This window comes from Streptomyces sp. YGL11-2 (assembly GCF_050054615.1).
Classification (GTDB): Bacteria; Actinomycetota; Actinomycetes; order Streptomycetales; family Streptomycetaceae; genus Streptomyces.
The window spans coordinates 177,049-203,778 of the sequence record NZ_JBNHIN010000013.1 but is presented as its reverse complement, the minus strand read 5'-3'; the positions used below and the strand labels follow the sequence as shown (position 1 = coordinate 203,778).

The 26,730-nt window shown below is 70.8% G+C and carries 26 protein-coding genes, 5 tRNA genes and 1 pseudogene; 19 read left to right on the top strand and 13 right to left on the bottom strand.

Features of this window, described 5'->3' with window-relative positions; translation table 11 throughout:
* From ACO1BR_RS17720 to ACO1BR_RS17685, 8 genes are all read right to left on the bottom strand, one after another.
* Nucleotides 1–274 (bottom strand): GTP-binding protein (locus ACO1BR_RS17720; RefSeq protein WP_426796017.1); only part of this gene is annotated, 274 nt, incomplete at its 3' end.
* Entirely contained in the window at nucleotides 255–884 is a 630-nt protein-coding gene (locus ACO1BR_RS17715; RefSeq protein ID WP_426796016.1) for a DUF742 domain-containing protein, read from the bottom strand. The genes ACO1BR_RS17715 and ACO1BR_RS17720, both read right to left, overlap by 20 nt.
* Before the next feature lie 183 nt (nucleotides 885–1,067).
* Nucleotides 1,068–1,481, bottom strand: a complete 414-nt coding sequence (locus ACO1BR_RS17710) for a roadblock/LC7 domain-containing protein (protein WP_018087204.1) — start codon at nucleotides 1,479–1,481, stop codon at nucleotides 1,068–1,070.
* 10 nt (nucleotides 1,482–1,491) lie between these two features.
* Entirely contained in the window at nucleotides 1,492–4,647 is a 3,156-nt protein-coding gene (locus ACO1BR_RS17705; protein ID WP_426796015.1) for a nitrate- and nitrite sensing domain-containing protein, read from the bottom strand.
* Nucleotides 4,648–5,043: 396 nt separating this feature from the next.
* Nucleotides 5,044–5,637 carry a GTP-binding protein gene (locus tag ACO1BR_RS17700; RefSeq protein WP_426796014.1) on the bottom strand — a complete coding sequence of 198 codons (594 nt, stop codon included), beginning with the start codon at nucleotides 5,635–5,637 and terminating at the stop codon, nucleotides 5,044–5,046.
* Nucleotides 5,618–6,028 carry a DUF742 domain-containing protein gene (locus ACO1BR_RS17695; protein WP_016576235.1) on the bottom strand — a complete coding sequence of 137 codons (411 nt, stop codon included), beginning with the start codon at nucleotides 6,026–6,028 and terminating at the stop codon, nucleotides 5,618–5,620. The genes ACO1BR_RS17700 and ACO1BR_RS17695 overlap by 20 nt, the downstream gene beginning before the upstream one ends.
* A 115-nt stretch (nucleotides 6,029–6,143) precedes the next feature.
* A complete protein-coding gene (locus ACO1BR_RS17690) occupies nucleotides 6,144–6,557 on the bottom strand; it encodes a roadblock/LC7 domain-containing protein (RefSeq protein WP_393907255.1) in 414 nt (137 codons plus the stop codon).
* Between the two features lie 9 nt (nucleotides 6,558–6,566).
* Nucleotides 6,567–10,223 carry a nitrate- and nitrite sensing domain-containing protein gene (locus ACO1BR_RS17685; RefSeq protein WP_426796013.1) on the bottom strand — a complete coding sequence of 1,219 codons (3,657 nt, stop codon included), beginning with the start codon at nucleotides 10,221–10,223 and terminating at the stop codon, nucleotides 6,567–6,569.
* Between the two features lie 609 nt (nucleotides 10,224–10,832).
* Between ACO1BR_RS17685 and ACO1BR_RS17680 the strand changes: the two genes are divergently transcribed.
* From ACO1BR_RS17680 to ACO1BR_RS17640, 9 genes are all read left to right on the top strand, one after another.
* Nucleotides 10,833–11,018, top strand: a complete 186-nt coding sequence (locus tag ACO1BR_RS17680) for a hypothetical protein (RefSeq protein ID WP_426796012.1) — start codon at nucleotides 10,833–10,835, stop codon at nucleotides 11,016–11,018.
* Nucleotides 11,019–11,100: 82 nt separating this feature from the next.
* Entirely contained in the window at nucleotides 11,101–11,874 is a 774-nt protein-coding gene (locus tag ACO1BR_RS17675; protein WP_426796011.1) for a fumarylacetoacetate hydrolase family protein, read from the top strand.
* Nucleotides 11,867–13,354 carry a glutamate--tRNA ligase gene (gene gltX / locus ACO1BR_RS17670; protein ID WP_426796010.1) on the top strand — a complete coding sequence of 496 codons (1,488 nt, stop codon included), beginning with the start codon at nucleotides 11,867–11,869 and terminating at the stop codon, nucleotides 13,352–13,354. Before ACO1BR_RS17675 ends, gltX begins: the two co-directional genes overlap by 8 nt.
* A gap of 99 nt (nucleotides 13,355–13,453) precedes the next feature.
* Nucleotides 13,454–14,179: an HAD family hydrolase gene (locus tag ACO1BR_RS17665; protein ID WP_426796009.1), complete on the top strand. Its 726-nt coding sequence runs from the start codon at nucleotides 13,454–13,456 to the stop codon at nucleotides 14,177–14,179.
* Between the two features lie 88 nt (nucleotides 14,180–14,267).
* Nucleotides 14,268–14,339 (top strand) — tRNA-Gln (locus ACO1BR_RS17660).
* Between the two features lie 21 nt (nucleotides 14,340–14,360).
* Nucleotides 14,361–14,433: transfer RNA gene (locus tag ACO1BR_RS17655), tRNA-Glu, on the top strand.
* A 62-nt stretch (nucleotides 14,434–14,495) separates the two neighbouring features.
* Nucleotides 14,496–14,568: transfer RNA gene (locus ACO1BR_RS17650), tRNA-Glu, on the top strand.
* Nucleotides 14,569–14,584: 16 nt separating this feature from the next.
* Nucleotides 14,585–14,656 (top strand) — tRNA-Gln (locus tag ACO1BR_RS17645).
* Nucleotides 14,657–14,713: 57 nt separating this feature from the next.
* A tRNA-Glu gene (locus tag ACO1BR_RS17640) sits at nucleotides 14,714–14,786 on the top strand.
* Nucleotides 14,787–15,029: 243 nt separating this feature from the next.
* On the opposite strand, the gene ndgR is transcribed toward ACO1BR_RS17640, so the two are convergent.
* Nucleotides 15,030–15,749, bottom strand: a complete 720-nt coding sequence (ndgR, locus tag ACO1BR_RS17635; protein ID WP_426796008.1) for an IclR family transcriptional regulator NdgR — start codon at nucleotides 15,747–15,749, stop codon at nucleotides 15,030–15,032.
* Between the two features lie 173 nt (nucleotides 15,750–15,922).
* On the opposite strand from ndgR, the gene leuC reads away from it, so the two are divergent.
* The 5 genes and pseudogenes from leuC to ACO1BR_RS17610 all read left to right on the top strand — a co-directional run bounded on the left by leuC (nucleotide 15,923) and on the right by ACO1BR_RS17610 (nucleotide 19,402).
* Nucleotides 15,923–17,350 carry a 3-isopropylmalate dehydratase large subunit gene (gene leuC, locus ACO1BR_RS17630; RefSeq protein ID WP_426796007.1) on the top strand — a complete coding sequence of 476 codons (1,428 nt, stop codon included), beginning with the start codon at nucleotides 15,923–15,925 and terminating at the stop codon, nucleotides 17,348–17,350.
* A 5-nt stretch (nucleotides 17,351–17,355) separates the two neighbouring features.
* Entirely contained in the window at nucleotides 17,356–17,949 is a 594-nt protein-coding gene (gene leuD / locus ACO1BR_RS17625; protein ID WP_426796006.1) for a 3-isopropylmalate dehydratase small subunit, read from the top strand.
* A gap of 136 nt (nucleotides 17,950–18,085) precedes the next feature.
* Entirely contained in the window at nucleotides 18,086–18,331 is a 246-nt protein-coding gene (locus tag ACO1BR_RS17620; protein ID WP_100599609.1) for a hypothetical protein, read from the top strand.
* Nucleotides 18,332–18,456: 125 nt separating this feature from the next.
* A pseudogene (locus tag ACO1BR_RS17615) lies at nucleotides 18,457–19,101 on the top strand (HU family DNA-binding protein); the annotation flags it as partial.
* Between the two features lie 97 nt (nucleotides 19,102–19,198).
* Nucleotides 19,199–19,402: a hypothetical protein gene (locus tag ACO1BR_RS17610; protein WP_426796005.1), complete on the top strand. Its 204-nt coding sequence runs from the start codon at nucleotides 19,199–19,201 to the stop codon at nucleotides 19,400–19,402.
* On the opposite strand, the gene cofC is transcribed toward ACO1BR_RS17610, so the two are convergent.
* Nucleotides 19,383–20,096 carry a 2-phospho-L-lactate guanylyltransferase gene (gene cofC, locus ACO1BR_RS17605; protein WP_426796004.1) on the bottom strand — a complete coding sequence of 238 codons (714 nt, stop codon included), beginning with the start codon at nucleotides 20,094–20,096 and terminating at the stop codon, nucleotides 19,383–19,385. The two genes, ACO1BR_RS17610 and cofC, sit on opposite strands and share 20 nt — an antisense overlap.
* A 140-nt stretch (nucleotides 20,097–20,236) precedes the next feature.
* Between cofC and ACO1BR_RS17600 the strand changes: the two genes are divergently transcribed.
* From ACO1BR_RS17600 to ACO1BR_RS17590, 3 genes are all read left to right on the top strand, one after another.
* Nucleotides 20,237–21,094: a lysophospholipid acyltransferase family protein gene (locus tag ACO1BR_RS17600; RefSeq protein WP_426796003.1), complete on the top strand. Its 858-nt coding sequence runs from the start codon at nucleotides 20,237–20,239 to the stop codon at nucleotides 21,092–21,094.
* Complete coding sequence (locus ACO1BR_RS17595; RefSeq protein ID WP_426796002.1) at nucleotides 21,091–22,092, top strand: NAD(P)H-dependent glycerol-3-phosphate dehydrogenase; 1,002 nt, start codon at nucleotides 21,091–21,093, stop codon at nucleotides 22,090–22,092. The genes ACO1BR_RS17600 and ACO1BR_RS17595 overlap by 4 nt, the downstream gene beginning before the upstream one ends.
* Nucleotides 22,093–22,185: 93 nt before the next feature.
* Nucleotides 22,186–23,322 (top strand): D-alanine--D-alanine ligase family protein, encoded by a 1,137-nt coding sequence (locus ACO1BR_RS17590; protein ID WP_426796001.1) that lies wholly within the window; start codon nucleotides 22,186–22,188, stop codon nucleotides 23,320–23,322.
* A gap of 303 nt (nucleotides 23,323–23,625) precedes the next feature.
* Here the strand turns inward: ACO1BR_RS17590 and ACO1BR_RS17585 are convergent, their stop codons facing one another.
* Both ACO1BR_RS17585 and ACO1BR_RS17580 read right to left on the bottom strand, forming a co-directional pair.
* The gene (locus ACO1BR_RS17585; RefSeq protein WP_426796000.1) at nucleotides 23,626–24,117 is read right to left on the bottom strand and encodes a DUF3515 domain-containing protein; all 492 of its coding nucleotides are present in this window, start codon (nucleotides 24,115–24,117) and stop codon (nucleotides 23,626–23,628) included.
* A gap of 9 nt (nucleotides 24,118–24,126) precedes the next feature.
* Complete coding sequence (locus ACO1BR_RS17580; RefSeq protein WP_159507893.1) at nucleotides 24,127–24,360, bottom strand: Lrp/AsnC family transcriptional regulator; 234 nt, start codon at nucleotides 24,358–24,360, stop codon at nucleotides 24,127–24,129.
* A gap of 158 nt (nucleotides 24,361–24,518) precedes the next feature.
* Here ACO1BR_RS17580 and ACO1BR_RS17575 point away from each other — a divergent pair, with 158 nt between their 5' ends.
* Complete coding sequence (locus tag ACO1BR_RS17575) at nucleotides 24,519–25,487, top strand: thiamine-phosphate kinase (protein WP_159507892.1); 969 nt, start codon at nucleotides 24,519–24,521, stop codon at nucleotides 25,485–25,487.
* A 9-nt stretch (nucleotides 25,488–25,496) separates the two neighbouring features.
* Entirely contained in the window at nucleotides 25,497–26,327 is an 831-nt protein-coding gene (gene thiD, locus ACO1BR_RS17570; RefSeq protein ID WP_426795999.1) for a bifunctional hydroxymethylpyrimidine kinase/phosphomethylpyrimidine kinase, read from the top strand.
* A 119-nt stretch (nucleotides 26,328–26,446) separates the two neighbouring features.
* Here the strand turns inward: thiD and rpmB are convergent, their stop codons facing one another.
* The gene (rpmB, locus tag ACO1BR_RS17565) at nucleotides 26,447–26,632 is read right to left on the bottom strand and encodes a 50S ribosomal protein L28 (protein WP_043266286.1); all 186 of its coding nucleotides are present in this window, start codon (nucleotides 26,630–26,632) and stop codon (nucleotides 26,447–26,449) included.
* Between the last annotated feature and the right edge of the window lie 98 nt (nucleotides 26,633–26,730).

Genomic DNA, 26,730 nt, shown 5'->3' with positions numbered 1-26,730 from the left:
CCTGGCCCGGGGTACCGAACAGGTACAGGATCAGGTCCTGGTCCAGGGTGATCCGGCCGAAGTCCATCGCCACGGTCGTGGTCGTCTTGTCCGGCGCGTGCGTGAGGTCGTCGATCCCCGCGGAGGCGGAGGTCATCACGGCTTCGGTACGCAGCGGATTGATCTCTGAGACGGCCCCGACGAACGTGGTCTTGCCCACGCCGAAGCCGCCCGCCACCACGATCTTCGCGGAGGTGGTGGAGCGGGCTGCACCGCTAGAGCTTGCGAAGTCCACTGAGCACCCTTTCGAGCAGTGTCACATCTGGCTGTCCGCCGGCGGTCTCGTCTCCGCCGGGCTGATGGATGGCGACGAGTCCGGCCTCCGCCAGGTCGGCGACGAGGATCCGGGCGACGCCGAGGGGGATGGAGAGGAGGGCCGAGATCTCAGCCACTGATTTGATCTCGCGGCAGAGGTGGCAGATGCGCTGGTGCTCCGGCAACTGCCCCTGCAGCTTGGCGGGCTCGGCGGTCGTGCTGACCAGTGCCTCGATGGCGAGCTGGTAGCGCGGCCGGGTCCGGCCCCCGGTCATCGCGTACGGCCGCACGAGCGGGTTGTTCGAGCCCGTGGGGGCCGGCTCGGGAGCCGGCCGGTGGGGCTGCACCGGCTGGATGCGCGGTGCCTGCGGCTGGTCGTACGGCGACGGCTCGTACGGCGCGGGCCCGGAGGGCCGGGAACCGTACGGGCCGGGCTGCTGCGGGGCGCGCTGCGGCGGCTGCGGCGGCTGGGGCCGCTGCTGCCTGCGGCTCGGCGCAGACGGGAAGTTGAAGCGGTTGTGATGGGTGTCGCCCTGCGGACCGGACTCCTGTCCGGAACCGTACGGGTAGCCGTTCGGGGGCGTTGCCACGTCTCCTCCTCCAACTTGCCTGTCTGACGCCGGTCGCGCCACCGAACCCTATGGCTCGGTGGCGGGAAACGCACTGCCTGTCTGCTAGTTGAGANCCACGTCTCCTCCTCCAACTTGCCTGTCTGACGCCGGTCGCGCCACCGAACCCTATGGCTCGGTGGCGGGAAACGCACTGCCTGTCTGCTAGTTGAGAAGGCTGCCCTGCAGTTCGGCGCGCAGGTCGGGCGTCAGGACGGTGCCCGCGCGGTCGACCAGCAGGGCCATTTCGTAACCGACGAGGCCGATGTCGCACTCGGGGTGCGCCAGTACGGCCAACGACGATCCGTCGGAGACGGACATGATGAAGAGGAAGCCGCGCTCCATCTCCACCACGGTCTGGTTGACGCTCCCGCCCTCGAAGATGCGGGATGCGCCGGAGGTCAGCGACGTGAGGCCGGAGGCCACCGCCGCCAACTGATCTGCTCGGTCCCGAGGGAAGCCCTCGGACATGGCGAGGAGGAGACCGTCCGCGGAGACCACGACCGTGTGGGACACCCCGGGGGTGTTGTCCACGAAGTTGGTGATCAACCAGTTCAGATTCTGCGCCGCCTGGCTCATCGGGCTCACACTAACGCTCCTGATCGTAGGTGCTGCCGGGGCCGAAGCCCTGTTGGTCATTCTGGGGGACCCCCGAGGAGGGATCCATGCCGGCACTGCGCCCCTGCTGGACACCGCGGCGCAGGTTGCTCAACCTGCCGCGGACGTCCTCCGGAGCGCGGGAGACCTGGGGGCCGCCCTGCGCGGTCTGCTCCGCGTTGCCCTCGACCAGGTTGGCCTTGGGCACCCGCCGGGGAAGGCCGGATGCGGTGACCCCGCCCGCCGTCGGCTTGCGCAGTCGCTCCGCCCGTTGCCAGCGCTCGTCGTTGGCGCTGCGCCAGACAGAGCCGTCGTCCTGGCCGGTCTCCGGTTCGGTCCGCTGCTGAGCCTGCGGGGAGCCGCCTCCGCGGCGCGGAAGGCCGGCGTCGGTCAGCGAGTGGATCGCGCTCGCGGTAGGGCCGGGACGCTCGAATGTTACGCGCTCAGACGCATCAGCGGGAGCGGCAGGTGGATTCCGGTCAGATTCCGCTTCGGTTCCGAAGTGGCCGTCGTACGTGGCGCGTTCGGCCCACTCGCCCGTCGGGCCCGGTTCCGGCGCGGTGAAGGGGTGCTGGCCGGTGGTCTGCGCCGGGTCCGGATCGCCGAACGCCTGGCCGCCGTGGGAGCGGTCGTTGTAGAGCGGCTGATCGGCCTCCGGATAGGCCGGCTCGGGGTAGCCCGGCTCGGTGTAGCCGGACTCGGGGTAGGCCGGTTCGGGGTAGGCCGGCTCGGCGTAGCCCGGCTCGGCGTAGCCCTGGTGGCCGGACGGCACCTCGTCGCGGAACAGCGGCCGGGCGTCGTCCTGGCCGCCGATCGGCTGCCCGCCGGCCGCGTGGGCCTCCAGCGCCGCACGCCGCTCCTCGCGGAACAGCGAGCGGCCCACCGGGTCCAGCCCGTTCGCACCGTCGCCGTGCCCGTACGAGGTGTCGTCGAAGCCCAGCTCGGCCGCGGTGCGGTGGTCGCTCTCGTACGGCGTGTGCTGGTGCTCGGGGACGATCCGGGAGACGGTGAAGGTCTCGTCGAACTGGTCCTCGCCGCCACCGCCGTGGGTGATCGCCTCCGGCAGCATGACCAGCGACGTGGTGCCGGCCTGCTCGCCCGAGGGGCGCAGCTGGACCCGGATCCCGTGCCGGTCGGCCAGCCGGCCGACCACGAACAGGCCCATCCGCTGGGAGATCGCGGCGTCCACGTTCGGCGGGTTCGCCAGTTTGTGGTTGATGTCCGCGAAGTCCTCGGGGGTCAGCCCGATGCCCTTGTCGTGGATCTCGATCATGATCCGGCCGTCGGGCAGCCGGGTCGCGGCCACCTTCACCTTGGTCTGCGGGGAGGAGAACGTGGTGGCGTTCTCCAGCAGCTCGGACAGCAGGTGGATGAGGTCGGTCACGGCAGTGCCGTGGATATCGCTCTCCGGGACCCCGCTGAGCTCGATGCGCTCGTACGACTCCACCTCGGACGTCGCCGCCCGCAGCACGTCGATCAGCGGCACCGGCTGGTTCCAGCGGCGGCCCGGCTCCTCGCCCGCGAGGATCAGGAGGTTCTCGCCGTTGCGGCGCATACGCGTCGCGAGGTGGTCGAGCCGGAAGAGGTTCTCCAGCTGGTCCGGGTCCGCCTCGTTGTTCTCCAGGTTCGTGATCAGCTCCAACTGGCGCTCGATCAGGCCCTGGTTGCGGCTGGAGAGGTTGGTGAAGATCGCGTTGACGTTGCCCCGCAGCAGTGCCTGCTCGGCGGCCAGCCGGACCGCCTCGCGGTGCACCTGGTCGAAGGCGCGGGCGACCTCGCCGATCTCGTCGGTGGTGGAGATCGGGATCGGCGTCACCCGGGTGTCGACCCGGCCCGGGTCCGTACGGGAGAGCTGGTCGACCAGCATCGGCAGCCGCTGCTCGGCCACGCCGAAGGCCGCGTTGCGCAGCTCCCGCATGTTGCGGCTCATCCGGCGGGCCATCATCCCGGCCACCAGGAACGCGGCGATCAGGGCGGCCAGCACGATGCCGGAGTCGACGAAGGTGGACTGCTTGGCGTCCGAGGAGATCTGCCCCGCCTCGTTCACCGCCTTGTCCGCCAGGTCCTTCTCGATGGACCGGTACATGTCGAACTTGCCGGTGGCGGCCTGGAAGTAGGCGTCGGAGGTGACGCCCTGCGCGGCCAGCGTCTCCGGTGCCGCGCCGGACGCGATCAGCGTCGTCATCTGGTCCATCGACGGCGGGGTGCGGAACGTCTGGCCCGCGGCCTGGGCCTGTTCCTTTGCCCGTGCGATCTGCTGCTGCGCCGACTGCTGGAGCGCCGCGCCGTCCTTCTGGAGCCGCGACACGTCGTCGGGCGTACCGCCGGAGGTGTACTCGCCGATGGCGATGCCCTCCAGGTAGCGGTACGACGCGAACGCGGTCAGCTGCGTCTTGTGCTCCCTGCCGCCCTGCGGGGAGGCCGGGTCGACCAGCAGGTGGGTGCCGATCGAGCGCTCCAGCGACTCGGCGGCCTTCGCCAGCGAGATGGCGTAGACGGTGCGTCCGTAGGAGGTGATGTTGCCGGTGCCCAGGCCCAGTTCGTTGGCGAACTCCATGAGCGGGTGCTGGACCGCGACATAGCCCTCTTCGGTCTGCACGCCCGTGAGCTTGGAGGTGAAGGCGACCTGCCGCAGCTGCGCCAGCTTGGGCTCGGTCTTCGCGAACAGCGCCAGCCGGCGGTTCAGGCCCGGCTTGTCGGGCACCGACTTGGCGGCGTCGTGGAACTGCTTCGCGGCGGCGTCGGTGGCGTCCCGCGCTTCCTGGACGACCGGGTCGTCCTTCTTGCCCTTCAGCAGCGGCGCCGCGGTGCGGTCCCGCTCGTCGATCAGGGCGTTGCTGTAGGAAAGCGCGGAGCGAACGAGTTTCGCGGTGTTCTCCGCGTCCTGCGCGTCCTGCCAGGTGCCGAAAGAGCCCTTTACGCGCAGGACGCCCAATATGAGGGCGAGGAGTACCGGGATCAGCAGAATGGCGTTCAGGCGGGTGGCCACCCGCCAGTTGCGCGGGGAGTACTTCCCACCGCTGACCGGAGGCTTCGCGACCGGGTTCTCGGACGCGTCGGAAGCCGGTGCGTCACCACTGCGGGGTGGCGGGGTGAAGTTGCCCCGCCGCGGCTCCTGCGGCTCGGGGCTCGACGTGCTTCGCCTCACTCGACCAACAACCTCTCGGCGCCGGCACGGTATTGCTGTGCCGTTTCTTCTGGGCGTTACTACTCCGGAGTTCAGCGAATTTCAGCACGTCAGGGCGGTGCGTTCCAAACACCGAACAAAGCTGGAGCAGTTACCGAAGGGCGCGAGATAAAAGGGGCGTTAGGGGCGAGGCGCGGCAAAAGGCGGGAGAAATGTGAGCGCAGCGAAGCCGGGCATGCGCGTGCGGTGTCGAAAGCGGCGTGATTCACTGTCGAAACGTTATGAAGCCACTTTGCAGGCGTGTCGAAGGACACAGATCGCCATCCCCGTGAACGGTACGGGTCCAGGGCAGGCTTCATGGCCCCCCGTTGACGACTGCCGTCCGGCCCGCGCCCGATGCGCGCGGGCCGTCGGCGGCTACTGGAGCCGGGCCATCAGGGCGTGCTCCACGAGCGTGATCAACGCGCTCTTGGCCTCGGCGCGGTGCCGGGCGTCGGTGGTGATGATCGGCGTCCCCGGGCCGATCTGCAGCGCCTCACGCACCTCGTCCGGTGTGTAGGGCTGGTGTCCCTCGAAGCCGTTGAGGGCGATGACGAACGGCAGGCCGCTGTTCTCGAAGTAGTCCACGGCGGGGAAGCAGTCCGCGAGGCGCCGGGTGTCGACCAGCACCACGGCGCCGATGGCGCCGCGGACCAGGTCGTCCCACATGAACCAGAAGCGGTCCTGGCCCGGGGTACCGAACAGGTACAGGATCAGGTCCTGGTCCAGGGTGATCCGGCCGAAGTCCATCGCCACGGTCGTCGTGGTCTTGTCCTGGACGTGGCTCAGATCGTCGATCCCCGCGGAGGCGGAGGTCATCACGGCCTCCGTACGCAGCGGATTGATCTCCGAGACGGCCCCGACGAACGTGGTCTTGCCCACGCCGAAGCCGCCCGCCACCACGATCTTCGCGGAGGTCGTGGCGCGGGCCGGGCTCGCCTCGTAGCCGCCCTCAGAGCTTGCGAAGTCCACTGAGCACCCTCTCCAGCAGGGTCACGTCCGGCGTGCCGCCCGCCTCGCCGCTGCCGCCCGGCTGGTGGATCGCCACCATCCCGGCCTCGGCCAGGTCGGCCACCAGGATCCGGGCCACACCCAGCGGGATGTGCAGCAGCGCGGAGACCTCGGCCACCGACTTCACCTCGCGGCACAGGTGGCAGATCCGCTGGTGCTCCGGCAGCAGACCGGGCAGCTGGGACGGGTCGGCGGTGGTGCTCACCAGCGCCTCGATGGCGAGCTGGTAGCGGGGCCGGGTCCGGCCCCCGGTCATGGCGTAGGGGCGCACCAGCGGCTGGTCACCTTCGCTCCCGTACGGCGCAGAGCTGTAGGCGCCGTACGGGCCGGAAGTGGCGGGTGGCGGTGTCATGGGTCCTCCGGACGGGACAGCGGACTGTCGTCGGGTTGGGCCGGTGGGGGGTGCGGCATACGAATGGTTGAGGGGTTACCGGGTGCGGTGCGGCGCTGCGGACGCCGCCGTGCACTCAGTTCAGCAGGCTGCCCTGCAGTTCGGCGCGCAGGTCGGGCGTCAGGACGGTGCCCGCGCGGTCGACCAGCAGGGCCATTTCGTAACCGACGAGGCCGATGTCGCACTCGGGGTGCGCCAGTACGGCCAACGACGATCCGTCGGAGACGGACATGAGGAAGAGGAATCCCCGCTCCATCTCCACCACGGTCTGGTTGACGCTCCCGCCCTCGAAGATGCGGGAGGCGCCCGAGGTCAGCGAGGTCAGGCCGGAGGCCACCGCCGCCAACTGGTCGGCGCGGTCGCGGGGGAAGCCCTCGGACATGGCGAGGAGCAGTCCGTCCGCGGAGACCACGACCGTGTGGGACACCCCGGGGGTGTTGTCCACGAAGTTGGTGATCAACCAGTTCAGGTTCTGCGCCGCCTGGCTCATCGGACTCAACTAACGCTCCTGCTGGTGAGTGGGATCGACAATGCCGTGGTTGCCGGTCGACGACGTCCCGGCCTGCCGGCCCTGCTGGATACCGCGGCGGAGATTGGTCAGCCGCCCGCGCACCTCACTGGGCGCGCGCGAGACCTGCGGACCGTTCTGGGGGGACTGCTGCTGGGCGGTGCCCGCGACGAGGTTCGCGCGGGGGACCCGGCGGGGCAGCCCGGACGTGGTCACACCGCCCGAGGCGGGCTGGCGTATCTGCTCGGCCTGCCGCCAGGTCTCGTCGTTCGGCGAGGTGCGCCACTGCGCCGTGGCGTCGGCCGGCGCCGGCGCGGCATCGCGGGCGCCGCCGGCCGGCCCCGCGGCGGGTGCCGCGCCGTCCTGCTCGGCCCCGCGGCGCGGCGGCGGCGCCGCCTCGGCGCGGTTCGCACGGTCGCCGGTCCGCGGCGGCACACCGGCGGCTGCCGATGCCGGGTGGCTGAACCAGTTGGACTCGATGGTGTCGAAGATCGGCGTCCGGCCGTCCCCGGGGCCGGCGTCCGCGCCGCCGAGCACATCGCCGCCGGCCGGGGCGGGGCCGGCCGCCGGCCGGTGGCCCTCGGGGCGCGCGAACTGGCCGGTGTCGAACTGGCCGGTGTCGCCGTCGGGGCGGGCGTACTGCCCGGTCTGCCCGCTGCCGCCGTCAGGGCGCGGGAACTGTCCGGTGTCACCGTCCGGTCGGGCGTACTGCCCGGTCTGCCCGCTGTCGCCGTCAGGGAGCGGGAACTGGCCGCTGGTCTCCGGCTGCCGGGTCGCGAACGGGTCGGCGTCGTACCGGCCGGCGCTCTCCGGCCGCCCGGTTTCGTACCGGCCGGTGTCGCTGTCGGGGCGGGCGTACTGCCCGGTCTGCCCGCTGCCGCCGTCGGGGAGCGGGAACTGACCCGTGCCGCCCGGCCCGTCGGCCGAACCGGTCCGGGCCGGCCGACCGCCGCCCGCGCGCGGAGCCGGCCCACGGGCCGCATCCGGGCGCGGTGCGCCGAAGTCGGGACGGGCGAACGCCGAGGTGTCGCCGGGGCCGGCGGCCGGCGCGGGCCGCTCGAAGCTGCCGGTGCCCTCGGGGTCCTCGTGGCCGCGCGGCTGGTCCTGCGCCTCGCGGGGCGCCATCGGCCAGTCGTCGGAGGAGCCGCGGTCCCGGCGCACGCCCAGCGCACCGTCCGTCGGCCGGGTTGTGTCCTGGGGGTCCCGGGGGGCCCGGGCGTCCTGGCCGGCGCCGCTGCCCGGCAGTTCGCCCGCGGCGTTCCGCGCCGGCAGCTGGGGCCGCTCGTCGCGGCCGGTTACGCCGGCGGGCGGGGCCACGGCTGAGGACGGGGCGCCGTCCGCGCCACGGGTGGGCAGCGCGGGACGCGCGCCGGCCGACCTGACGTCGCCGCCGCCGCGGGCCGGGGCCGTACGGCTGTCGGGAGCGGCGGAGCCGAACGCGTTCGGCGCGCCACCGGGGCCGCCGCGGCCGGGCAGCGCGGGCCGCCCGCCGGGACCGGAGCCCACCTGGCCGCGCGGCTGGAGTCCGGCCAGCCGGCTGGAGGGGCCGCCGGCGACGTCGCCGGCGGCCTTGGCATTGCTCGGCGCCGGCTTCTTGCCGCCCTGGGCGACATCGACCGGCAGCATGACCAGGGCGGTGGTGCCGCCGGAGTCGGACGGCCGCAGCTGGATGCGGATGCCGTGCCGCAGCGACAGCCGGCCGACCACGAACAGACCCATCCGCCGGGACACCGAGACGTCCACGGTCGGCGGGCTGGCCAGCCGCTCGTTGATCGCCGACAGGTCCTCGGGGGACAGGCCGATGCCGGTGTCGTGGATCTCGACCAGGACGCGGCCGTCGGGCAGCGCGTGACCGGTCACCTTGACCTTGGTCTGCGGCGAGGAGAACGAGGTCGCGTTCTCCAGCAGCTCGGCGAGCAGGTGCACGAGGTCGTTGACGACCCGGCCGGCGACCTCGGTCTGCGGTACCGCGTTGAGCTCGATCCGCTCGTACTGCTCCACCTCGGACGCGGCGGCCCGCAGGACGTCGACCAGCGGCACCGGCCGGGTCCACCGGCGGCCCGGCTCCTCACCCGCGAGGACGAGGAGGTTCTCGCCGTTACGGCGCATACGCGTGGCGAGGTGGTCGAGCTTGAAGAGGGAGGAGAGCTGGTCCGGGTCGGCCTCGCGCGACTCCAGTTCGGAGATCAGCGAGAGCTGGCGCTGGATCAGACCCTGGGAGCGGCGCGAGAGGTTGGTGAACATCGCGTTGACGTTGCCCCGCAGCAGGGCCTGCTCGGACGCCAGCCGGACCGCCTCGCGGTGCACGTCGTCGAAGGCCGCGGCCACCCGGCCGATCTCGTCCCGGCTGTGCACACCGACCGACTCGACGGAGGTGTCCACGTCCTGCGGGTCGGCCTCGGACAGCTGCTTGACCAGCTCGGGCAGCCGGTCCTGGGCGACCTTCTGCGCGGTGTCCTGGAGGCGGCGCAGCGAGCGGACCATGGACCGGGCCACGACGAACGCGCCGACCAGCGAGACACCGAGGACCAGCAGGATCACCGCACCGTTGATGATCGCGTCCCGGGTGGCGGCGTCGCGCAGCTCGCGGGACTTCTGGTCCATCTCGGACAGCAGCGAGGTCTCGATGCGGGACATCTCGTCGATCTTGACGGTGTCCGAGTCGTACCAGTCGAGGTACTTGTACTCCTGGCTGCGGATGCCGCTGGGGCTGTTGAACGAGCGGTGCGCGAACGCGACCGCGGCCTTGATCTCGTCGTTGTTGCCGTCCAGGCCGCGGGTGAGCGCGCCGGCGTTGCCGCTGTAGATCTGCGCGAAGCGGTCGCGGGCGGCCTTCTCGTCGTCCTCGGCGGCGTGGCCGGCCTGCCGGTCGTTGGAGGAGAGCTGGGGGCCGCCGGAGTGCGCCAGGCCCGCACTGACCAGGGCGCGCTGCATCGACGCGTACTCCTTGGCCGACGAGAACGCGGCCAGCGCGCGGGTGCTGCGGATCATGTCCGGTTGGCTGGTGGCCAGCGCCATGTCCTGGGACAGCTGGAGCAGGGAGTTGATCAGCTGGTTGTAGGCGCTGACGGTCCGCGCGACGTTGTTGTCGTCGTTGTAGGCGTTGGCGCGGATCTCGTTGAGGGTGTTGAGCTGGCGCCCGATCTCCAGGATGGTGGCCCGGACACCGGCCATCGTGGTGTCGTCGGCCTTGATGTCCCCGGTGGCCTGGTTGAACGACACCTTGGCGCGGTCGGTCGCCTCGCGGGGCGCGACCACGTTGGCGTCGTCCTTGGTGTTGCCCGTGCCGGCCAGCGGACCGGCCGACTTGTCCCGCTCGACCTGGAGCGCGTCGGCGAGCTCGGTCGCCTGACGCGTCATCTCGGTGAGCAGCTGCATCTTGTCCTGCTGGTCGATGTTGTCCAGCTGGGTCGCGATACGCATGCCGCCGAGCGTGGTCGCGGCGACGACGGGAAGCGCGAGCAGGGAGACCAGGCGGGTGCTGATGCGCCAGTTGCGCAGCGCTATTCGGTTTCCGGGCCCGGTGGGGCTGGTCTTGGGCTTGCCGCCGTCCGCGGCGTCCCCGCCCGGAGTCTGCGCGCGGTCGGTCTCGCCGCGCAGCTCCGGGTCAGCCGCAGCGTTGCCATCCCTCTTGAAACGTCCCTGCACTAGCGTCGCAACCTCTGGACCAGGCGTCCCACCGCGCCAACGGCGGGACGGTGTCGAGTCGAAGGGGACCGCGAAGTCCCCCGTGGCGGTCGTGAGTGACCGGCGGGCTGCCCCCTCTGGCCGAGAGAGCGGCACCACCGCGCGGCGCCACTTCGCGCCCGTGCGCGCCGGCTTGAACGTGCGGCGGTCCGTGGAATTCCAGCACAGTGCCGGATCTCCAACAAGAGCGGAGCCGGTCGCTGTGACATGGGTGACGCAATGTACGGGACGTGTCACGACTTGTAGAAGACGCTGCCCCAGATTTCGGACTTTTGCCCGCGAGTCGTACGCCCCCAACCCCTGTCCCAGGTGCGGTGATCAGGAGCGGAACATGCGGTTCAATCCATCAATGTCCGTTTCGCCCACGGATGTTGATCATGGGAAATGCGGCATATGTCACATCGCTCGTGAGGAAACTCACAGGAAGATCGCCGACTTCACCGGCGTTCCCCAGGGAATAGCGCGCTTAGCCTGACGCTTTACACAGTTGCGTAAAACGACAAGCACCTGACGGTGCGGTGATCGTGACGTTCCGCAACTCTTCCCTGACACGACGCGAGGCATACAGCAGTGAAGACGACGATGATGTTCCGCAACATAGCCAACCCGCGGCGCACCACCCTGGCCCACCTCAAGGACGCCGACGAGCTCGGCACCATCGAGGTCCCGGAACACCCCGTCGACCTGCCCGGCCAGACCGCCAATCCGCGCCGCACCATCCTGATGGACGCCCCGAAGCAGGACGTCCCGGCCTGAAAGGTCGGCGGAGCGGCGGTGCCCCCGCGATAGCCTGGAGTGTCAACTCCGGCCAGTGATCAATGAGGGGCAGCGGCAACCCGTGCGCATCGCCAGATTCTCCATCGACGGCAACGTCGGCTTCGGCGTCCTCGAAGGCGACGAACTCGACGTCATCAAGGGGCATCCCTTCGCGGAATTCGAGCGCTCGGGCCAAAAGGTCCCCCTCGACAAGGTCCGGCTGCTGCCGCCGGTCCTCCCCAACAAGGTCGTGGGCGTCGGCCGCAACTACGCCGAGCACGCCGCCGAGCTGGGCAACGAGGTCCCGGAGGTGCCGGTCACCTTCTTCAAGCCGTCCACCTCGGTGATCGGCCCCGGCGACCCCATCCCGTACCCCTCCTTCTCCCAGGAGGTGCACCACGAGGCGGAACTCGCCGTCGTCATCGGCCGGATGTGCCGCGAGGTGCCCCGCGAACGCGCGAAGGACGTCATCCTCGGCTACACCTGCGCCAACGACGTCACCGCGCGCGACGTCCAGCGGCGCGAGAAGCAGTGGGCCAGGGCCAAGGGCTTCGACGGCTCCTGCCCTCTGGGCCCCTGGGTCGAGACCGGCCTGGACCCGGCGGCGGTCGCCGCGGGCCTCGCCGTCCAGTGCACCGTCAACGGCGAACAGCGCCAGCTCGGCCGCACCAGCGAGATGATCCGCCCGATCGAGGACCTGATCGTCCACATCACCGAGGCGATGACGCTGCTCCCCGGCGACGTCATCCTCACGGGCACCCCGGCCGGGGTCGGCCCGCTCAACGTCGGCGACGAGGTCGCCGTCACCATCGAAGGCATCGGCACTCTCACCAACAAGGTGATCAAGCGTGGCTAACGCGACCCCCGGAACCCCCGTCCGCGTACGTTTCTGTCCCTCCCCGACCGGTAACCCCCACGTCGGCCTGATCCGTACCGCCCTGTTCAACTGGGCCTACGCGCGCCACAACAAGGGCTCCCTGGTCTTCCGCATCGAGGACACCGACGCGGCCCGCGACTCCGAGGAGTCCTACAACCAGCTGCTGGACTCGTTCCACTGGCTCGGCTTCGACTGGGACGAGGGCCCCGAGGTCGGCGGCCCGCACGCGCCGTACCGCCAGTCGCAGCGGATGGACATCTACAAGGACGTCGCCGAGAAGCTCCTCGCCGCCGGCCACGCCTACCACTGCTACTGCACCACCGAAGAGCTCGACGAGCGCCGCGACGCCGCCCGCAAGGCCGGCAGGCCCTCCGGCTACGACGGCACCTGCCGCGACCTGACCGCCGAGCAGAAGGCCGCCCACGAGGCCGAGGGCCGCAGCTCGATCGTCCGCTTCCGGATGCCCGACGAGCCGATCACCTTCACCGACCTGGTCCGTGGCGAGCTGACCTTCACCCCGGAGAACGTCCCGGACTACGGCATCGTCCGCGCCAACGGAGCGCCCCTCTACACCCTCGTCAACCCCGTCGACGACGCCCTGATGGGGATCACCCACGTCCTGCGCGGCGAGGACCTGCTCTCCTCCACCCCCCGCCAGATCGCCCTGTACCGGGCCCTGATCGAGCTGGGCACCGCCACGTCGATCCCCGTCTTCGGCCACCTCCCGTACGTCATGGGCGAGGGCAACAAGAAGCTCTCCAAGCGCGACCCGCAGGCGAACCTCAACCTCTACCGCGAGCGCGGCTTCCTCCCCGAGGGCCTGCTGAACTACCTGGCGCTCCTCGGCTGGTCCTTCTCGGCGGACCAGGACCTCTTCACCGTCGGCGAGCTGATCGAGAAGTTCGACATCGCCGACGTCAACGCCAACCCGGCCCGCTTCGACCTCAAGAAGGCCGAGGCGATCAACGCCGACCACATCCGCCGGCTGGACCCGAAGGACTTCGCCGCGGCCTGCGAGCCCTGGCTCGCGGCCCCGTACGCCAACTGGGAGCCCGAGGACTTCGACCGGGCCGCGTGGGAGGCCGTCGCCCCGCACGCCCAGACCCGCCTCACCGTCCTCTCCGACATCACCGCCAACGTCGACTTCCTCTTCCGCAAGGAGCCCGTCGAGGACGAGGCGTCCTGGACGAAGGCGATGAAGGGCGACCCGGCGGCCCTGCTCACCACGGCCCGCGCCAACCTGGAAGCCGCCGACTGGGCTGACCCCGAGTCCCTCAAGCAAGCCGTCCTCACCGCCGGCGAGCAGCACGGCCTCAAGCTCGGCAAGGCCCAGGCCCCGGTCCGGGTGGCCGTCACCGGCCGCACGGTCGGCCTCCCGCTCTTCGAGTCCCTGGAGATCCTCGGCAAGGAGCGCACCCTCCAGCGCATCGACGCGGCGCTGGCCAAGCTGGCCGGCTGACCCCGCGACGCACCCCCCTCGGGCCCGGAAGCCGCACGGCTCCCGGGCCCGAGGCGTATCCGGGCACAATGGGCCCCACCGGCAACGGAAAGGCCGCCCATGACCGTCCGCGCCGTCCTCTGGGACATCGACGACACCCTCTTCGACTACACGGGCTCCGACCGCACCGGCGCGCTGCGCCACCTGGAGGCCGAGGGACTGGTGGACGCCTACGGAGGCACGGAGCCGGCGCTGGCGCGCTGGCGCGCGGCCATGGAAACCGAGTTCGCCCGCTTCCTCGCAGGTGAGGTGGGCTTTCTCGACCACCGCAGGGCCCGCGCCCGGACGTTCCTGGGCACCGAGCTCTCCGACGACGAGGCGGACGCCTGGTTCGGCCGCTACGTGGCCCACTACGAGTCCGCCTGGACGCTCTTCCCGGACTCCGGCCCCGCCCTGGAGGAGCTGGCGCCGTTGGTCCGCCAGGCGGCGCTCTCCAACTCCTCGACGGCCAACCAGGAGCGCAAACTGACCACCCTGGGCATCCGGGAGCGCTTCGAGGCGGTGCTCTGCGCCGACGAGCTGGGACACGCCAAGCCCGCCCCCGAAGCCTTCCTGGGTGCCTGCGCGGCACTCGCCCTGCCGCCGTCCGAGGTGCTCTACGTGGGGGACAACCTCGACGTCGACGGACGGGGTGCCCGGGACGCCGGACTGGTGGCCGTGTGGCTGGACCGCACGGCCGGCGGGGCACAGCCGCCTCCGGGGGTGCGCCGGATCGGCGGCCTGGCCGAGCTACCCGAGCTGTTGCGCGGAGTTATCGGTTTTGGAGCCCCGTCCGCGATCAGGTAATGTTCTTCCTGCGCCGCCCGAGAGGGCCGAAAGGTCCGGCCGGGAAGCGCAGATCAAATCAAGCCCCCAGCCGGGGGTTGCGCTTTGATGGCCTATGGTGTAATTGGCAGCACGACTGATTCTGGTTCAGTTAGTCTAGGTTCGAGTCCTGGTAGGCCAGCTCGCAGAGCTCATCTGCAAAGCCCCCGTTGTGTAGCGGCCTAGCACGCCGCCCTCTCAAGGCGGTAGCGCCGGTTCGAATCCGGTCGGGGGTACAGATCCTTCCCGGGGAGACAGTCAGGGTCGCACCCACTGTCACTCACGCAGGATCGCTAGGGCCCCCGTTGTGTAGCGGCCTAGCACGCCGCCCTCTCAAGGCGGTAGCGCCGGTTCGAATCCGGTCGGGGGTACTGGTCTAAACCACCATGGGCTATGGTGTAATTGGCAGCACGAGTGATTCTGGTTCATTTAGTCTAGGTTCGAGTCCTGGTAGCCCAGCGCAGTGTGTCGCTCCGGCACGTGTCTCGATGACATCGCTCAACTGCAGCAAAACTTGCCCCCGTTGTGTAGCGGCCTAGCACGCCGCCCTCTCAAGGCGGTAGCGCCGGTTCGAATCCGGTCGGGGGTACAAGAAGGAGGCCCCCCGTGTATGCGGGGGGCCTTTTCGCTGTCCCAACCGCCGTGTGCGGGGCCCGGATCGGGATTCCCCCGCGGCTCGGCCGGGCCGGCTCCGCGCCGTACGCGGCGAGTTGGGCCGCCGGGGCGGCGGCTGCCCGCGGGCGGTGGGCAGTTGGCGCCGGCGGGAGCCGGTGTGCGCCGAGGGGCGGCCAGCCGGTCGTCGCGGGGGCGGGCCGACCGGCCGGCGGGGCGCTCAGGTGCCGTTGCGGCGCAGGCCGTCGGAGAGGCGGGCGGCGGCGTCGATGACCGCCTGGGCGTGCATACGGCCCGGGTGGCGGGTCAGCCGCTCGATCGGGCCGGACACCGAGACGGCGGCCACCACGCGGTTGGAGGGGCCGCGTACGGGCGCGGAGACGGACGCCACGCCGGGCTCCCGCTCGCCGATCGACTGGGCCCAGCCGCGGCGCCGTACGCCGGACAGCGCGGTGGCCGTGAAACGGGCGCCCTGGAGGCCGCGGTGCAGCCGCTCCGGCTCTTCCCAGGCCATCAGGATCTGGGCGGCCGATCCGGCCTTCATGGGCAGCGTGGAGCCGACCGGGACGGTGTCCCGCAGTCCGGACAGCCGCTCCGCCGCCGCCACGCAGATCCGCATGTCGCCCTGCCGGCGGTAGAGCTGGGCGCTCTCGCCCGTCACATCGCGCAGATGCGTGAGCACCGGCCCGGCCGTGGCCAGCAGGCGGTCCTCGCCGGCCGCCGCGGCCAGCTCGGAGAGCCGGGGGCCGAGGATGAACCGGCCCTGCATGTCCCTCGCCACCATCCGGTGGTGTTCCAGTGCCACGGCCAGCCGGTGGGCCGTGGGTCGCGCGAGCCCGGTCGCCGCGACCAGCCCGGCGAGGGTGGCCGGACCGGACTCCAGAGCGCTCAAAACCAGAGCTGCCTTGTCGAGAACGCCGACGCCGCTAGAGTTGTCCATGCAACGATACTCGCGTCTCACAGTGTGAAACGCAAGTTCAATTTTCCAGGGAAGTCGTCAATCTGTAGGTGCGGCCCTCGACCAGGGCCCGGCGTCAGGCCCGTCAGGGGACATTCGCGGGCATCGCGCACAGACGAGCAAGGCCGGCACAGCGGCCGGCCGGAGGGAAAGCGATGGGACGGACACTTGCGGAGAAGGTCTGGGACGACCACGTCGTCCGGCGCGCGGAAGGCGAGCCCGACCTCCTCTTCATCGATCTGCACCTGCTGCACGAGGTCACCAGCCCGCAGGCGTTCGACGGCCTGCGCAAGGCCGGCCGACAGGTGCGCCGGACGGATCTGACCATCGCCACCGAGGATCACAACACCCCGACCCTCGACATCGACAAGCCGATCGCCGACCCGGTCTCGCGCACCCAGCTGGAGACGCTGCGCAAGAACTGCGCGGAGTTCGGCGTCCGCCTGCACCCGCTGGGCGACGTCGAGCAGGGCGTTGTCCACGTCGTGGGACCGCAGTTGGGACTGACCCAGCCCGGCACCACCGTGGTCTGCGGTGACAGCCACACCTCCACCCACGGCGCGTTCGGCGCGCTGGCCTTCGGCATCGGCACCAGCCAGGTCGAGCACGTCCTGGCCACCCAGACGCTGCCGCTGGCGCCGTTCAAGACCATGGCGATCACGGTGGAGGGCGAGCTGCCCGAGGGCGTCACCGCCAAGGACCTCATCCTGGCGATCATCGCGAAGATCGGCACCGGCGGCGGCCAGGGCTACGTCATCGAGTACCGCGGCCAGGCCATCGAGAAGCTTTCGATGGAAGCCCGGATGACCATCTGCAACATGTCGATCGAGGCGGGCGCCCGGGCCGGCATGATCGCCCCCGACCGGACCACCTTCGACTACCTCCAGGGCCGCGACCACGCCCCCGAGGGCGAGGACTGGGACGCCGCGGTCGCGTACTGGAAGACGCTGCGCACCGACGACGACGCGGTCTTCGACGCCGAGGTCGTCATCGACGCCGCCTCGCTGTCGCCCTTCGTCACCTGGGGCACCAACCCCGGCCAGGGTGCGCCGCTTTCGGCCCGCGTCCCCGACCCGGCTTCGTACGAGGACGCCTCGGAGCGGCACGCCGCCGAAAAGGCCCTGGAATACATGGGGTTGACAGCCGGTCAACCGCTGCGCGAGATCACCGTGGACACCGTCTTCGTAGGTTCGTGCACCAACGGCCGGATCGAGGACCTGCGCTCCGCGGCGGCGGTCCTGGAAGGCCGTTCGGTCGCCGAGGGCGTACGCATGCTGGTCGTTCCCGGCTCGGTGCGGGTCGCCCTCCAGGCCGTTGCGGAGGGCCTGGACAAGGTCTTCACCGCGGCCGGCGCCGAATGGCGGCACGCGGGCTGCTCGATGTGCCTGGGCATGAACCCCGACCAGCTGGCGCCCGGTGAGCGCTCCGCGTCCACGTCCAACCGCAACTTCGAGGGCCGGCAGGGCAAGGGGGGCCGCACGCACCTGGTGTCGCCCCAGGTGGCCGCCGCAACGGCGGTTCTCGGCCATCTGGCCTCACCCGCCGACCTGTCCGACGCCGTCGCCGAGCCCGCGGGAGTCTGAGAACCATGGAAGCTTTCACCACCCACACCGGCCGGGCCGTTCCGCTGCGCCGCAGCAACGTCGACACCGACCAGATCATCCCGGCCCACTGGCTGAAGAAGGTCACCCGCGACGGCTTCGAGGACGGGCTGTTCGAGGCGTGGCGCAAGGACCCCGAGTTCGTCCTCAACCAGGCTGCGTACAAGGGCGCCACCGTGCTGGTGGCGGGCCCCGACTTCGGTACCGGCTCGTCGCGCGAGCACGCCGTCTGGGCGCTGCAGAACTACGGCTTCAAGGCCGTCATCTCCTCGCGGTTCGCGGACATCTTCCGCGGCAACTCCCTCAAGAACGGCCTGCTGACGGTGGTCCTGCCGCAGGAGACCGTGGACCGCCTGCAGAAGCTGGTGGAGGCCGACCCCACCGCCGAGGTGACCGTGGACCTGGTCGGACGGCAGGTCCGTGCGGAGGGCGTCACCGCGGACTTCGAGCTGGACGAGAACGCCCGTTGGCGTCTGCTGGAGGGTCTGGACGACATCAGCCTCACCCTTCGGGAGGAGTCCGCCATCACGGAGTACGAGGCGAACAGGCCCGGATTCAAACCGCGTACGATCGAGGTCTGACCTCGGGTTTTATGGCTCAAAGCCTTATTGCGTACGATGCGCCCCCTGTGCAGTTGGCAGGGGGCGCATCGGCTTGTCGAGGCAGCTGTTGAGGCCCCGTGAAGCGACAACTCGCCGCAGATGGCACAATTAGCGCATGGAACGCGACGACCAACTCAAGCTCTATGGTTTCGTCGCCGACCGACTCAAGGACGCACACGCAAGGGTGCGGACACTGCAAGTCCCGGAGGGCGTACGGATGGCGCTGACCCGGAAGCTGCTCGTCATCACGGCCGCGGCTAAACACGATCTTGCGGACGCGGCAAGGCGTCTGGAGTGGTTCATGCATGACCTCGACGAAGGTCGTTATCCCGAAGATGTGCATGCCGACGGAAGTCCGTGAAGGTCGAGTCCGTTGCGGCACAAGGGTGATTAGCCCGTTTCGTGTTTGATTTGCGGTATATATCTGCCTAACGTGCGAAAAAGCTTGGAAACTTTCGTTCCAGCAATGTCTCCGAAGGGGAAGACGTGAACAAGGCGCAGCTCGTAGAAGCCATTGCCGACAAGCTCGGCGGCCGTCAGAACGCCGCGGAAGCCGTGGACGCCGTACTGGACGCAGTCGTCCGTGCAGTTGTCGCCGGCGACCGGGTTTCGGTTACCGGATTCGGCTCGTTCGAGAAGGTCGACCGTCCGGCCCGATACGCCCGCAACCCGCAGACGGGTGAGCGCGTGCGGGTCAAGAAGACCTCGGTGCCGCGTTTCCGCGCGGGCCAGGGCTTCAAGGACCTGGTGAGCGGTTCGAAGAAGCTCCCCAAGGGCGGCGAGGTCTCCGTCAAGAAGGCCCCCAAGGGCAGCCTGACCGGCGGCGTGGCCATCAAGAAGGCCGCGGCGAAGAAGGCCGCCGCCAAGAAGGCCGCCGCGAAGAAGGTCACCGCCAAGAAGGTCACGGCGAAGAAGGTCACCGCGAAGAAGGTCACCGCCAAGAAGGTCACGGCGAAGAAGACCGCCACGAAGGCCGCGGCGAAGAAGGCCACGCCGGCGAAGAAGGCCGCCGCGAAGAAGGCCACGGCGAAGAAGACCGCGCCCGCCAAGAAGGCGACGGCGAAGAAGGCCCCCGCCAAGAAGGCCACGGCGCGCAAGACGACCGCCAAGAAGACCACCGCCCGCAAGCGGGAATTCCGCAGCGGAACGCCATGCGCCGGGCCGGTCTCCCTTCGGGGAGCCCGGCCCGCGGTGCGCCGGCCGCCGGGCAGCCGTCTAGGCTTCCCCCATGCAGGCCACCGCGTACACCTACGACGACGAGACCCGCTCCGGCAGCGTGCTGCTGGACGACGGGACCCCGCTGCCCTTCGACGCGGCGGCCTTCGACGCCGGCGGCCTGCTCCTGCTCCGGCCCGGCCAGCGGGTCCGGATCGACGTCTCCGGCGAAGGGGACGCGCGGCGGATCGTGCTCGTCACACTCCAGACGCTGTGACCTGCGGCGGCGCCTGATCGCCCTGGTCGCGCCGGCCGCCCGCGGCGGCCGGCAGCCGGCGCGTCTGGTGCGCGGTGTGCGGGCCCACGCCCAGCACCAGCGCGGCCCGCAGGTCCTCCCCGGTGTCCACGTCCCGGCGTACCGACGGCACGTCCGGTGAGGTGATCTCGTACGCCCCGGAGGCCCGGTGGCGGACCCGCGAGGCGCCGCCGAATGCCGGGTCCAATTCCACACCGGAAGTCGCGGTCAGAAGTGTTGTCCCGATATCTGCCGCATCCGCGAGAAATGCGCGCGGAAATAGCGATGCGGAATGGAGCACCTGTGCCAGCTCGGCCGGGCGCAGCGCGGGAAGGTCGGCGTTCAGCGCGGCGACCGGCGCACCGGGGCGACGCGCCCGTACCACGGCCGCGCCATGGGCCAGTGCGGCATTCAGTCCGTTGGCCGGAGCGTCCGGCACTATGCGCGCCCCCAGAGCCGCCAAGCGCTCCCCGGCCAGCGGGTCGTCCGTGACAACCGCCACATCCCGCACGTCCGCGCAGGCCAGCGCGCCCGCGACGGTATCCAGGGCGAATGCCAGCGCCAACCGCGGCCGGAACTCCTCACCGGCCGCGCGGGAGAGCCTGCTCTTGGCCCGCACCAGCGGTTTCAGCGGCACCACAAGGCTCCAGCCCACATCCGCTCCGTCTCTTCGCATCGGGATCATTCTCACCTGTTGCCACCGCCTTTCCGGAGCGGCGGGGTTACGGTGTTCTCGACATAGCGGGTACCTGGGGCGACACTTGTGCGGCTGCCGGCTCGCAGCAGCTTCGCAGGTCCCACAAGGAGGGTGTCCCAGTGTCCCGCCGCAGAATCGGCTTCTGGTACCGCTTGGCCGCGGTCATCTGCAAACCGCCGCTCTTGGTTCTGTTCAAGCGGGACTGGCAAGGAATGGAGCACATTCCGGCCGACGGCGGTTTTATCACCGCGGTCAACCACAACTCGTATCTTGATCCGCTCTCCTATGCGCACTATCAGTACAACACCGGGCGGGTCCCCCGATTCCTCGCCAAGGCCGGACTCTTCAAGAGCGGCTTTGTGGGCCTGATGATGCGCGGAACCGGACAGATCCCCGTCTACCGGGAAACCACCGACGCCGCCACCGCGTTCCGGGCCGCCGTGAACGCGATCGAGAAGGGCGAATGCGTCGCCTTCTACCCCGAGGGCACCCTGACCCGCGACCCCGAGATGTGGCCCATGCAGGGCAAGACCGGCGCCGCCCGGGTCGCGCTCCTCACCAGGGCCCCCGTCATTCCGGTCGCCCAGTGGGGCGCGAACGACGCGATGCCGCCGTACGCCAGGGAGAAGAAGCTCCGGCTCTTCCCGCGCAAGACGCTGCGGGTCAAGGCGGGACCGCCGGTCGACCTCGGCGAGTTCTACGGCAAGGAGCCCACCGCCGAGGTGTTGCGGGCCGTCACCGAGACGATCATGGCCGCGATCACCGCGCAGCTGGCCGAGGTCCGCGGCGAGCCCGCGCCGGCCGAACCGTTCGACTACCGCAAGGAGATCGCCCGGGAGCGGCGCGCCGCCCGAGAGGCCGCCAGGGCCCGGGCCGCCGCCGACGCCGCCCTGGAACCGGCCGAGTCCACCGCACCGGCCGCCCCCGCGCCGCAGTCCCTCAGCAACCGGCAGGCACAGGAGGATGAAGGCAAGTGACGCGCTGCGCCGTCTTCGGCACGGGGTCCTGGGGCACCGCATTCGCGATGGTGCTCGCCGACGCGGGATGCGAGGTGACCCTGTGGGGGCGCAGAGCGGCCCTCGTCGACGCCATCAACAACGGCCGTACCAACCCCGACTACCTGCCGGGGGTGGAGCTGCCCGCGGGGGTACGCGCCACCACCGACCCGGCGGAAGCGGCCCGCGGCGCGGACTTCACGGTCCTCGCCGTGCCCTCGCAGACGTTGCGTGCCAACCTCGCCGAGTGGGCGCCCCTGCTGCCCTCCGACACGGTCCTGGTCTCCCTGATGAAGGGCGTGGAACTGGGCACCGCGAAGCGCATGAGCGAGGTCATCGAAGAGGTCGCCAAGGTCCCCGCGGAACGCGTCGCGGTGCTGACCGGACCCAACCTCGCCAAGGAGGTCGCAGCGAGGCAGCCCGCCGCCGCCGTCGTGGCCTGCGCCGACGAGGCGGTCGCCCGCCGGCTCCAGACCGCCTGCCACACCTCGTACTTCCGGCCGTACACCAACACCGACGTGGTGGGCTGCGAACTGGGTGGCGCGGTCAAGAACGTCATCGCGCTCGCGGTCGGCATCGCCACCGGCATGGGCCTGGGCGACAACGCCAAGGCGTCCCTGATCACCCGCGGTCTCGCCGAGACCACCCGGCTCGGCCTCGCCATGGGCGCCGACGCGCACACCTTCGCGGGCCTGGCCGGCATGGGCGACCTCGTCGCCACCTGCTCCTCGCCGCTCTCCCGCAACAACACCTTCGGCACCAACCTCGGCCGCGGGATGACGCTCCAGGAGACCATCGCGGTCACCAAGCAGACCGCCGAGGGCGTCAAGTCCTGTGAGTCCGTGCTGGATCTGGCCCGCCGGCACGGAGTCGACATGCCGCTCACCGAGACGGTCGTGGACATCGTCCACGAGGGCAAGCCGCCCCTCGTCGCCCTCAAGGAGCTGATGTCGCGGACCGCCAAGTCCGAGCGGCACTGAGCGCACCGCCTGCCTGACCGGCGCGTACGCCACGCCACCAACGGCCGCCGCGGCACTGACGCCGCGCCGGTCAGCAGGTACCCTCGACGCGATATGAGCAGCGAGACCTCCTCCCAGAAGCCCCGCGTCGCCGTCGTGTTCGGCGGGCGCAGCTCCGAGCACGCCATCTCCGTGGTCACCGCCGGAGCCGTGCTGGCCGCCATCGACCGCGACAAGTACGACGTGCTGCCGATCGGCATCACGACCGACGGGCGCTGGGCGCTCACCGCCGACGACCCCGCGCGGATGGCCATCACGGACCGGCGGCTGCCCAGCGTGGCGCAGCTCGCCGAGTCCACCGACGGCGCTGTCGTGCTCCCCGTGGACCCCACCAACCGCGAGGTCGTCTACAGCGAGCCGGGATCGGTCCCCAAGGCGCTCGGCGAGGTCGACGTCGTCTTCCCCGTCCTCCACGGCCCCTACGGCGAGGACGGCACCCTCCAGGGCCTCCTGGAGCTGTCCGGCGTGCCCTACGTGGGCTCCGGTGTGCTCGCCTCGGCCGTCGGCCAGGACAAGGACTACATGAAGCGGGTGTTCGCCTCCTTCGGGCTGCCGGTCGGCCCGTACGAGGTCATCCGCCCCCGCGAGTGGGAGAACGCCCCCGCCGCCGCCCGCAAGAAGATCGTGGACTTCGCCGGGGAGCACGGCTGGCCGCTGTTCGTGAAGCCCGCCCGGGCCGGGTCGTCCATGGGCATCAGCAAGGTCGACGGCCTCGCCGGGCTCGACGAGGCCGTCGAGGAGGCCCGCAGTCACGACCCGAAGATCATCGTGGAGGCGCTGCTGCGCGGACGCGAGATCGAGTGCGGGGTGCTGGAATTCGAGGACGGCCCGCGGGCCAGCGTGCCGGCCGAGATCCCGCCGGTCACCGCGCACGACTTCTACGACTTCGAGGCCAAGTACATCGACTCGGCCGACGGGATCGTGCCCGCGCCGCTGACGCCGGAGCAGACCGCCGAGGTGCAGGAACTGGCCGTCGCGGCCTTCGAGGCGGCGTCCTGCGAGGGCCTGGTCCGCGCGGACTTCTTCCTCCAGGACAACGGCGAGTTCGTGATCAACGAGATCAACACGCTGCCCGGCTTCACGCCCATCTCGATGTACCCGCGGATGTGGCAGGAGAGCGGCGTCAGCTACCCGGAGCTCATCGACCGGCTCCTCCAGGCGGCGCTGCGCCGGTCCACCGGCCTGCGCTGAGCGCGGGCCCCTCGGGGGCGGGCGAACGCATCCCCTAGGGGATGCGCGCGCCCCCTGCGGGGCCCAACGCGGCCCGGCCGGGCCGTATTCCGTACGCACCGCCTTGATCCGGTACGCACCGACCCGATCCGGTGTGCTGCGCACCGCACAGGACTGCTGCCCGGGACCGCCGCCCCGGAGCCGGTCCGATGGGCGAGGGGCGGAACGGGGCCGGGGCGGACAGACCCCGGACCCCGGCCGGAGCCCCAGGGCCTGTGCGATCGGTCAGGGCCGGAAGGCCCTCGATGTCTTGCTGTACTGCCCCTAGACCCCGGCCGGAATGGCCTTCTTCACGGCGTTCGCGAGGTCGGGGAGCACATCGACCTCGGGGGCGTACTTCCCCGGCACCGTCACCTCGACGTAGACCTTCCGCAGCACCGTCGTGAAGCGGTAGCCGTCGTCCTGCTTCTCGAAGAGCCACTGGACGCCGTTGACTTCCGCCGCGTCGGGGTTCGCGTTGTAATGTTCACTCCCGTACCTCAGCACGTCCGGCTTCGGCACTCCGCAGCGCAGCTCCACGGCAGGATCGCCCCATATGGCAGTGAAGTCCGAGACCGGCTCGGTGATACCCCGCTTCAGCCCGTTCACGGTCTGCGGCAGCGACTTGTGGAGCGCCCGGCAGTGCTGCGCGGCGTCGCCCTCGGGGGACGGCGCCGCCACCTGCGTCGCGGACGAGCAGGCCACCGCCCCGAACAGCACGGTGAGCAGGAGCAGGGCCAGGTACCGGCGTCGTGCACGTATCACCCGGCCGAGCATACGGGGGAGCTAGAGATGGACGACCGGGCAGGTGAGCGTGCGCGTGATGCCCTCCACTTGCTGGACCTTCGCGACCACCATGCGCCCCAGTTCGTCGACCGTGTCGGCCTGCGCGCGCACGATGACGTCGTAGGGACCGGTGACGTCCTCGGCCTGCAGGACGCCGGGGATCTTCGCAATCACTTCGGCCACCGCCGAGGCTCTGCCGACCTCGGTCTGGATCAGGATGTAAGCCTGTACCACGGAACCTCCAGGGCGGCTACGAGGATCATGTGGGAAGAAGGGACGCCACGGTACCGCGTCACCGAGCGGAGCGGGGAGACCCGCGCGGTGAACACGGCAAGTGCGGCGCAGTCGTCAGCCACGTACGGACCGTCCGTACACATGGGAAGGGCAACAGCATGAAGGGCACCGTGGGCGAGCTGGGGGAATTCGGGCTGATCAGGGAGCTCACCTCCCGGCTCACCTCCACCCCCGCCGTACGGATCGGGCCGGGGGACGACGCCGCGGTGGTCACCGCGCCGGACCGCAGGGTCGTCGCCAGCACCGACGTTCTCCTCGAAGGACGGCACTTCCGCCGCGACTGGTCCACCGCCTACGACGTGGGCCGCAAGGCCGCCGCGCAGAACCTGGCCGATATCGCGGCGATGGGCGCGGTGCCCACCGCCATCCTGCTCGGCCTGGTCGTCCCCGCGGAGCTGCCCGCGACCTGGGCCACCGAGCTGATGGACGGGCTGCGCGACGAGTGCCAGGTGGCCGGCGCCGCGGTGGTCGGCGGGGACGTGGTCCGCGGCGACACCATCACCGTCGCCATCACCGCCCTCGGCGACCTGCGCAACCAGGAGCCGGTCACCCGGGCCGGCGCGCAGCCCGGCGACGTCGTCGCGGTGACCGGCTGGCTCGGCTGGTCCGCCGCCGGCCACGCGGTGCTCTCGCGCGGGTTCCGCTCCCCGCGCGCCTTCGTGGAGGCGCACCGCCGCCCCGAGCCGCCGTACCACGCGGGCCCGGCCGCGGCGGGGCTCGGCGCCACCGCCATGACCGACGTCAGCGACGGGCTGGTCGCCGACCTCGGGCACATCGCGGAGGCCAGCAAGGTCCGTATCGACCTGCGGTCCGCCAGCATCGACATCCCCTCGCAGATGTCCGATATCGGTACGGCGGTCGGCGTGGATCCGATGCAGTGGGTGCTGAACGGCGGCGAGGACCACGCCATCGTGGCCACCTTCCCGCCCGACGTGAAGCTGCCCGCCCGCTGGAAGGTCATCGGCGAGGTCCTCAACCCCTCCGCGCTGCCCCAGGTGACCGTCGACGGCGCACCCTGGGCGAGCGCCGGCTGGGACCACTTCGGGGACACCGCGGACGCGGAGTAGATTCGCCGCATGCGCACACCTCCCCGCGTGCTGACCGTCGCCGGCTCCGACTCCGGCGGCGGCGCGGGCATCCAGGCCGACCTGAAGACGATGCTGGCCCTGGGCACCCACGGCATGAGCGTGCTCACCGCGGTCACTGCACAGAACTCGCTGGGCGTGCAGGGCGCGTGGGAACTGCCCGCGGACGCCGTGCGCGCCCAGTTCCGCAGCGTTGTCGACGACATCGGCGTCCAGGCCGTGAAGACCGGGATGCTGTCCTCGGCCGAACTGGTCACCACCGTCGCGGAACTCCTCGCCGGCCTCTCCGTGCCGGTCGTCGTCGACCCCGTGGGCATCTCCAAGCACGGCGACGCGCTGCTCGCCGCCTCCGCCCTGGACGCGGTCCGCGGCACGCTCCTGCCGGCGGCGACGGTGGCCACGCCCAACCTGGACGAGGTGGCCCAGCTGACCGGCGTACAGGTCCGCACACCGGCCGACATGCGGCGCGCGGCCGACGCGATCCTGTCGTTCGGGCCGCGCTGGGCGCTCATCAAGGGCGGCCATCTGCCGGGCGGTACGGCGGACGCGGACGGCGGCCCGGCCGCGGTGGTCGACGCCGTCGATCTGCTCACCGACGGCAGTGAGGAGCACTGGCTGCGCGCCCCCCGCCACGACAACCGGCACACCCACGGCACCGGCTGCACGCTCGCCAGCGCGCTCGCCGCCCGGCTCGCCGCGGGGGACACCGTCCCGCAGGCCGCCGCGGCGGCGAAGGAGTACGTCACCGGCGCTATCGCGGCCGGCTTCCGGCTGGGCGCCGGCATCGGGCCGGTCGACCACGGCTGGCGGCTGCGCGGCTGACCCGGCCGCCCGCACGGCCGGCCCGGTCCGGCCCGCCACCGGGAAAGGCGAAAGCCGGCCCACCTCGGAGGTGGACCGGCTTCACAAGCAACCGGCTGGGCTGCGCTACGGCTAAGTCGTCAGCGCGAGACCTTGCCGGCCTTGATGCACGAGGTGCAGGCGTTCAGCTTCTTCGGCGTGCGCCCGACCACTGCACGAACCGTCTGGATGTTGGGGTTCCAACGACGGTTGGTGCGGCGGTGCGAGTGCGAGACACTCTTGCCGAAGCCCGGCCCCTTGCCGCAGACGTCGCAGTTGGCAGCCACGGGTCACTCCAAAGACTTCAGATGCACTTACGGTGAAATCCCACCGGGCCGAGTGCATAGCCGTGCCGGCGCCGACAGGAGAGGAATGGCCCGATTTT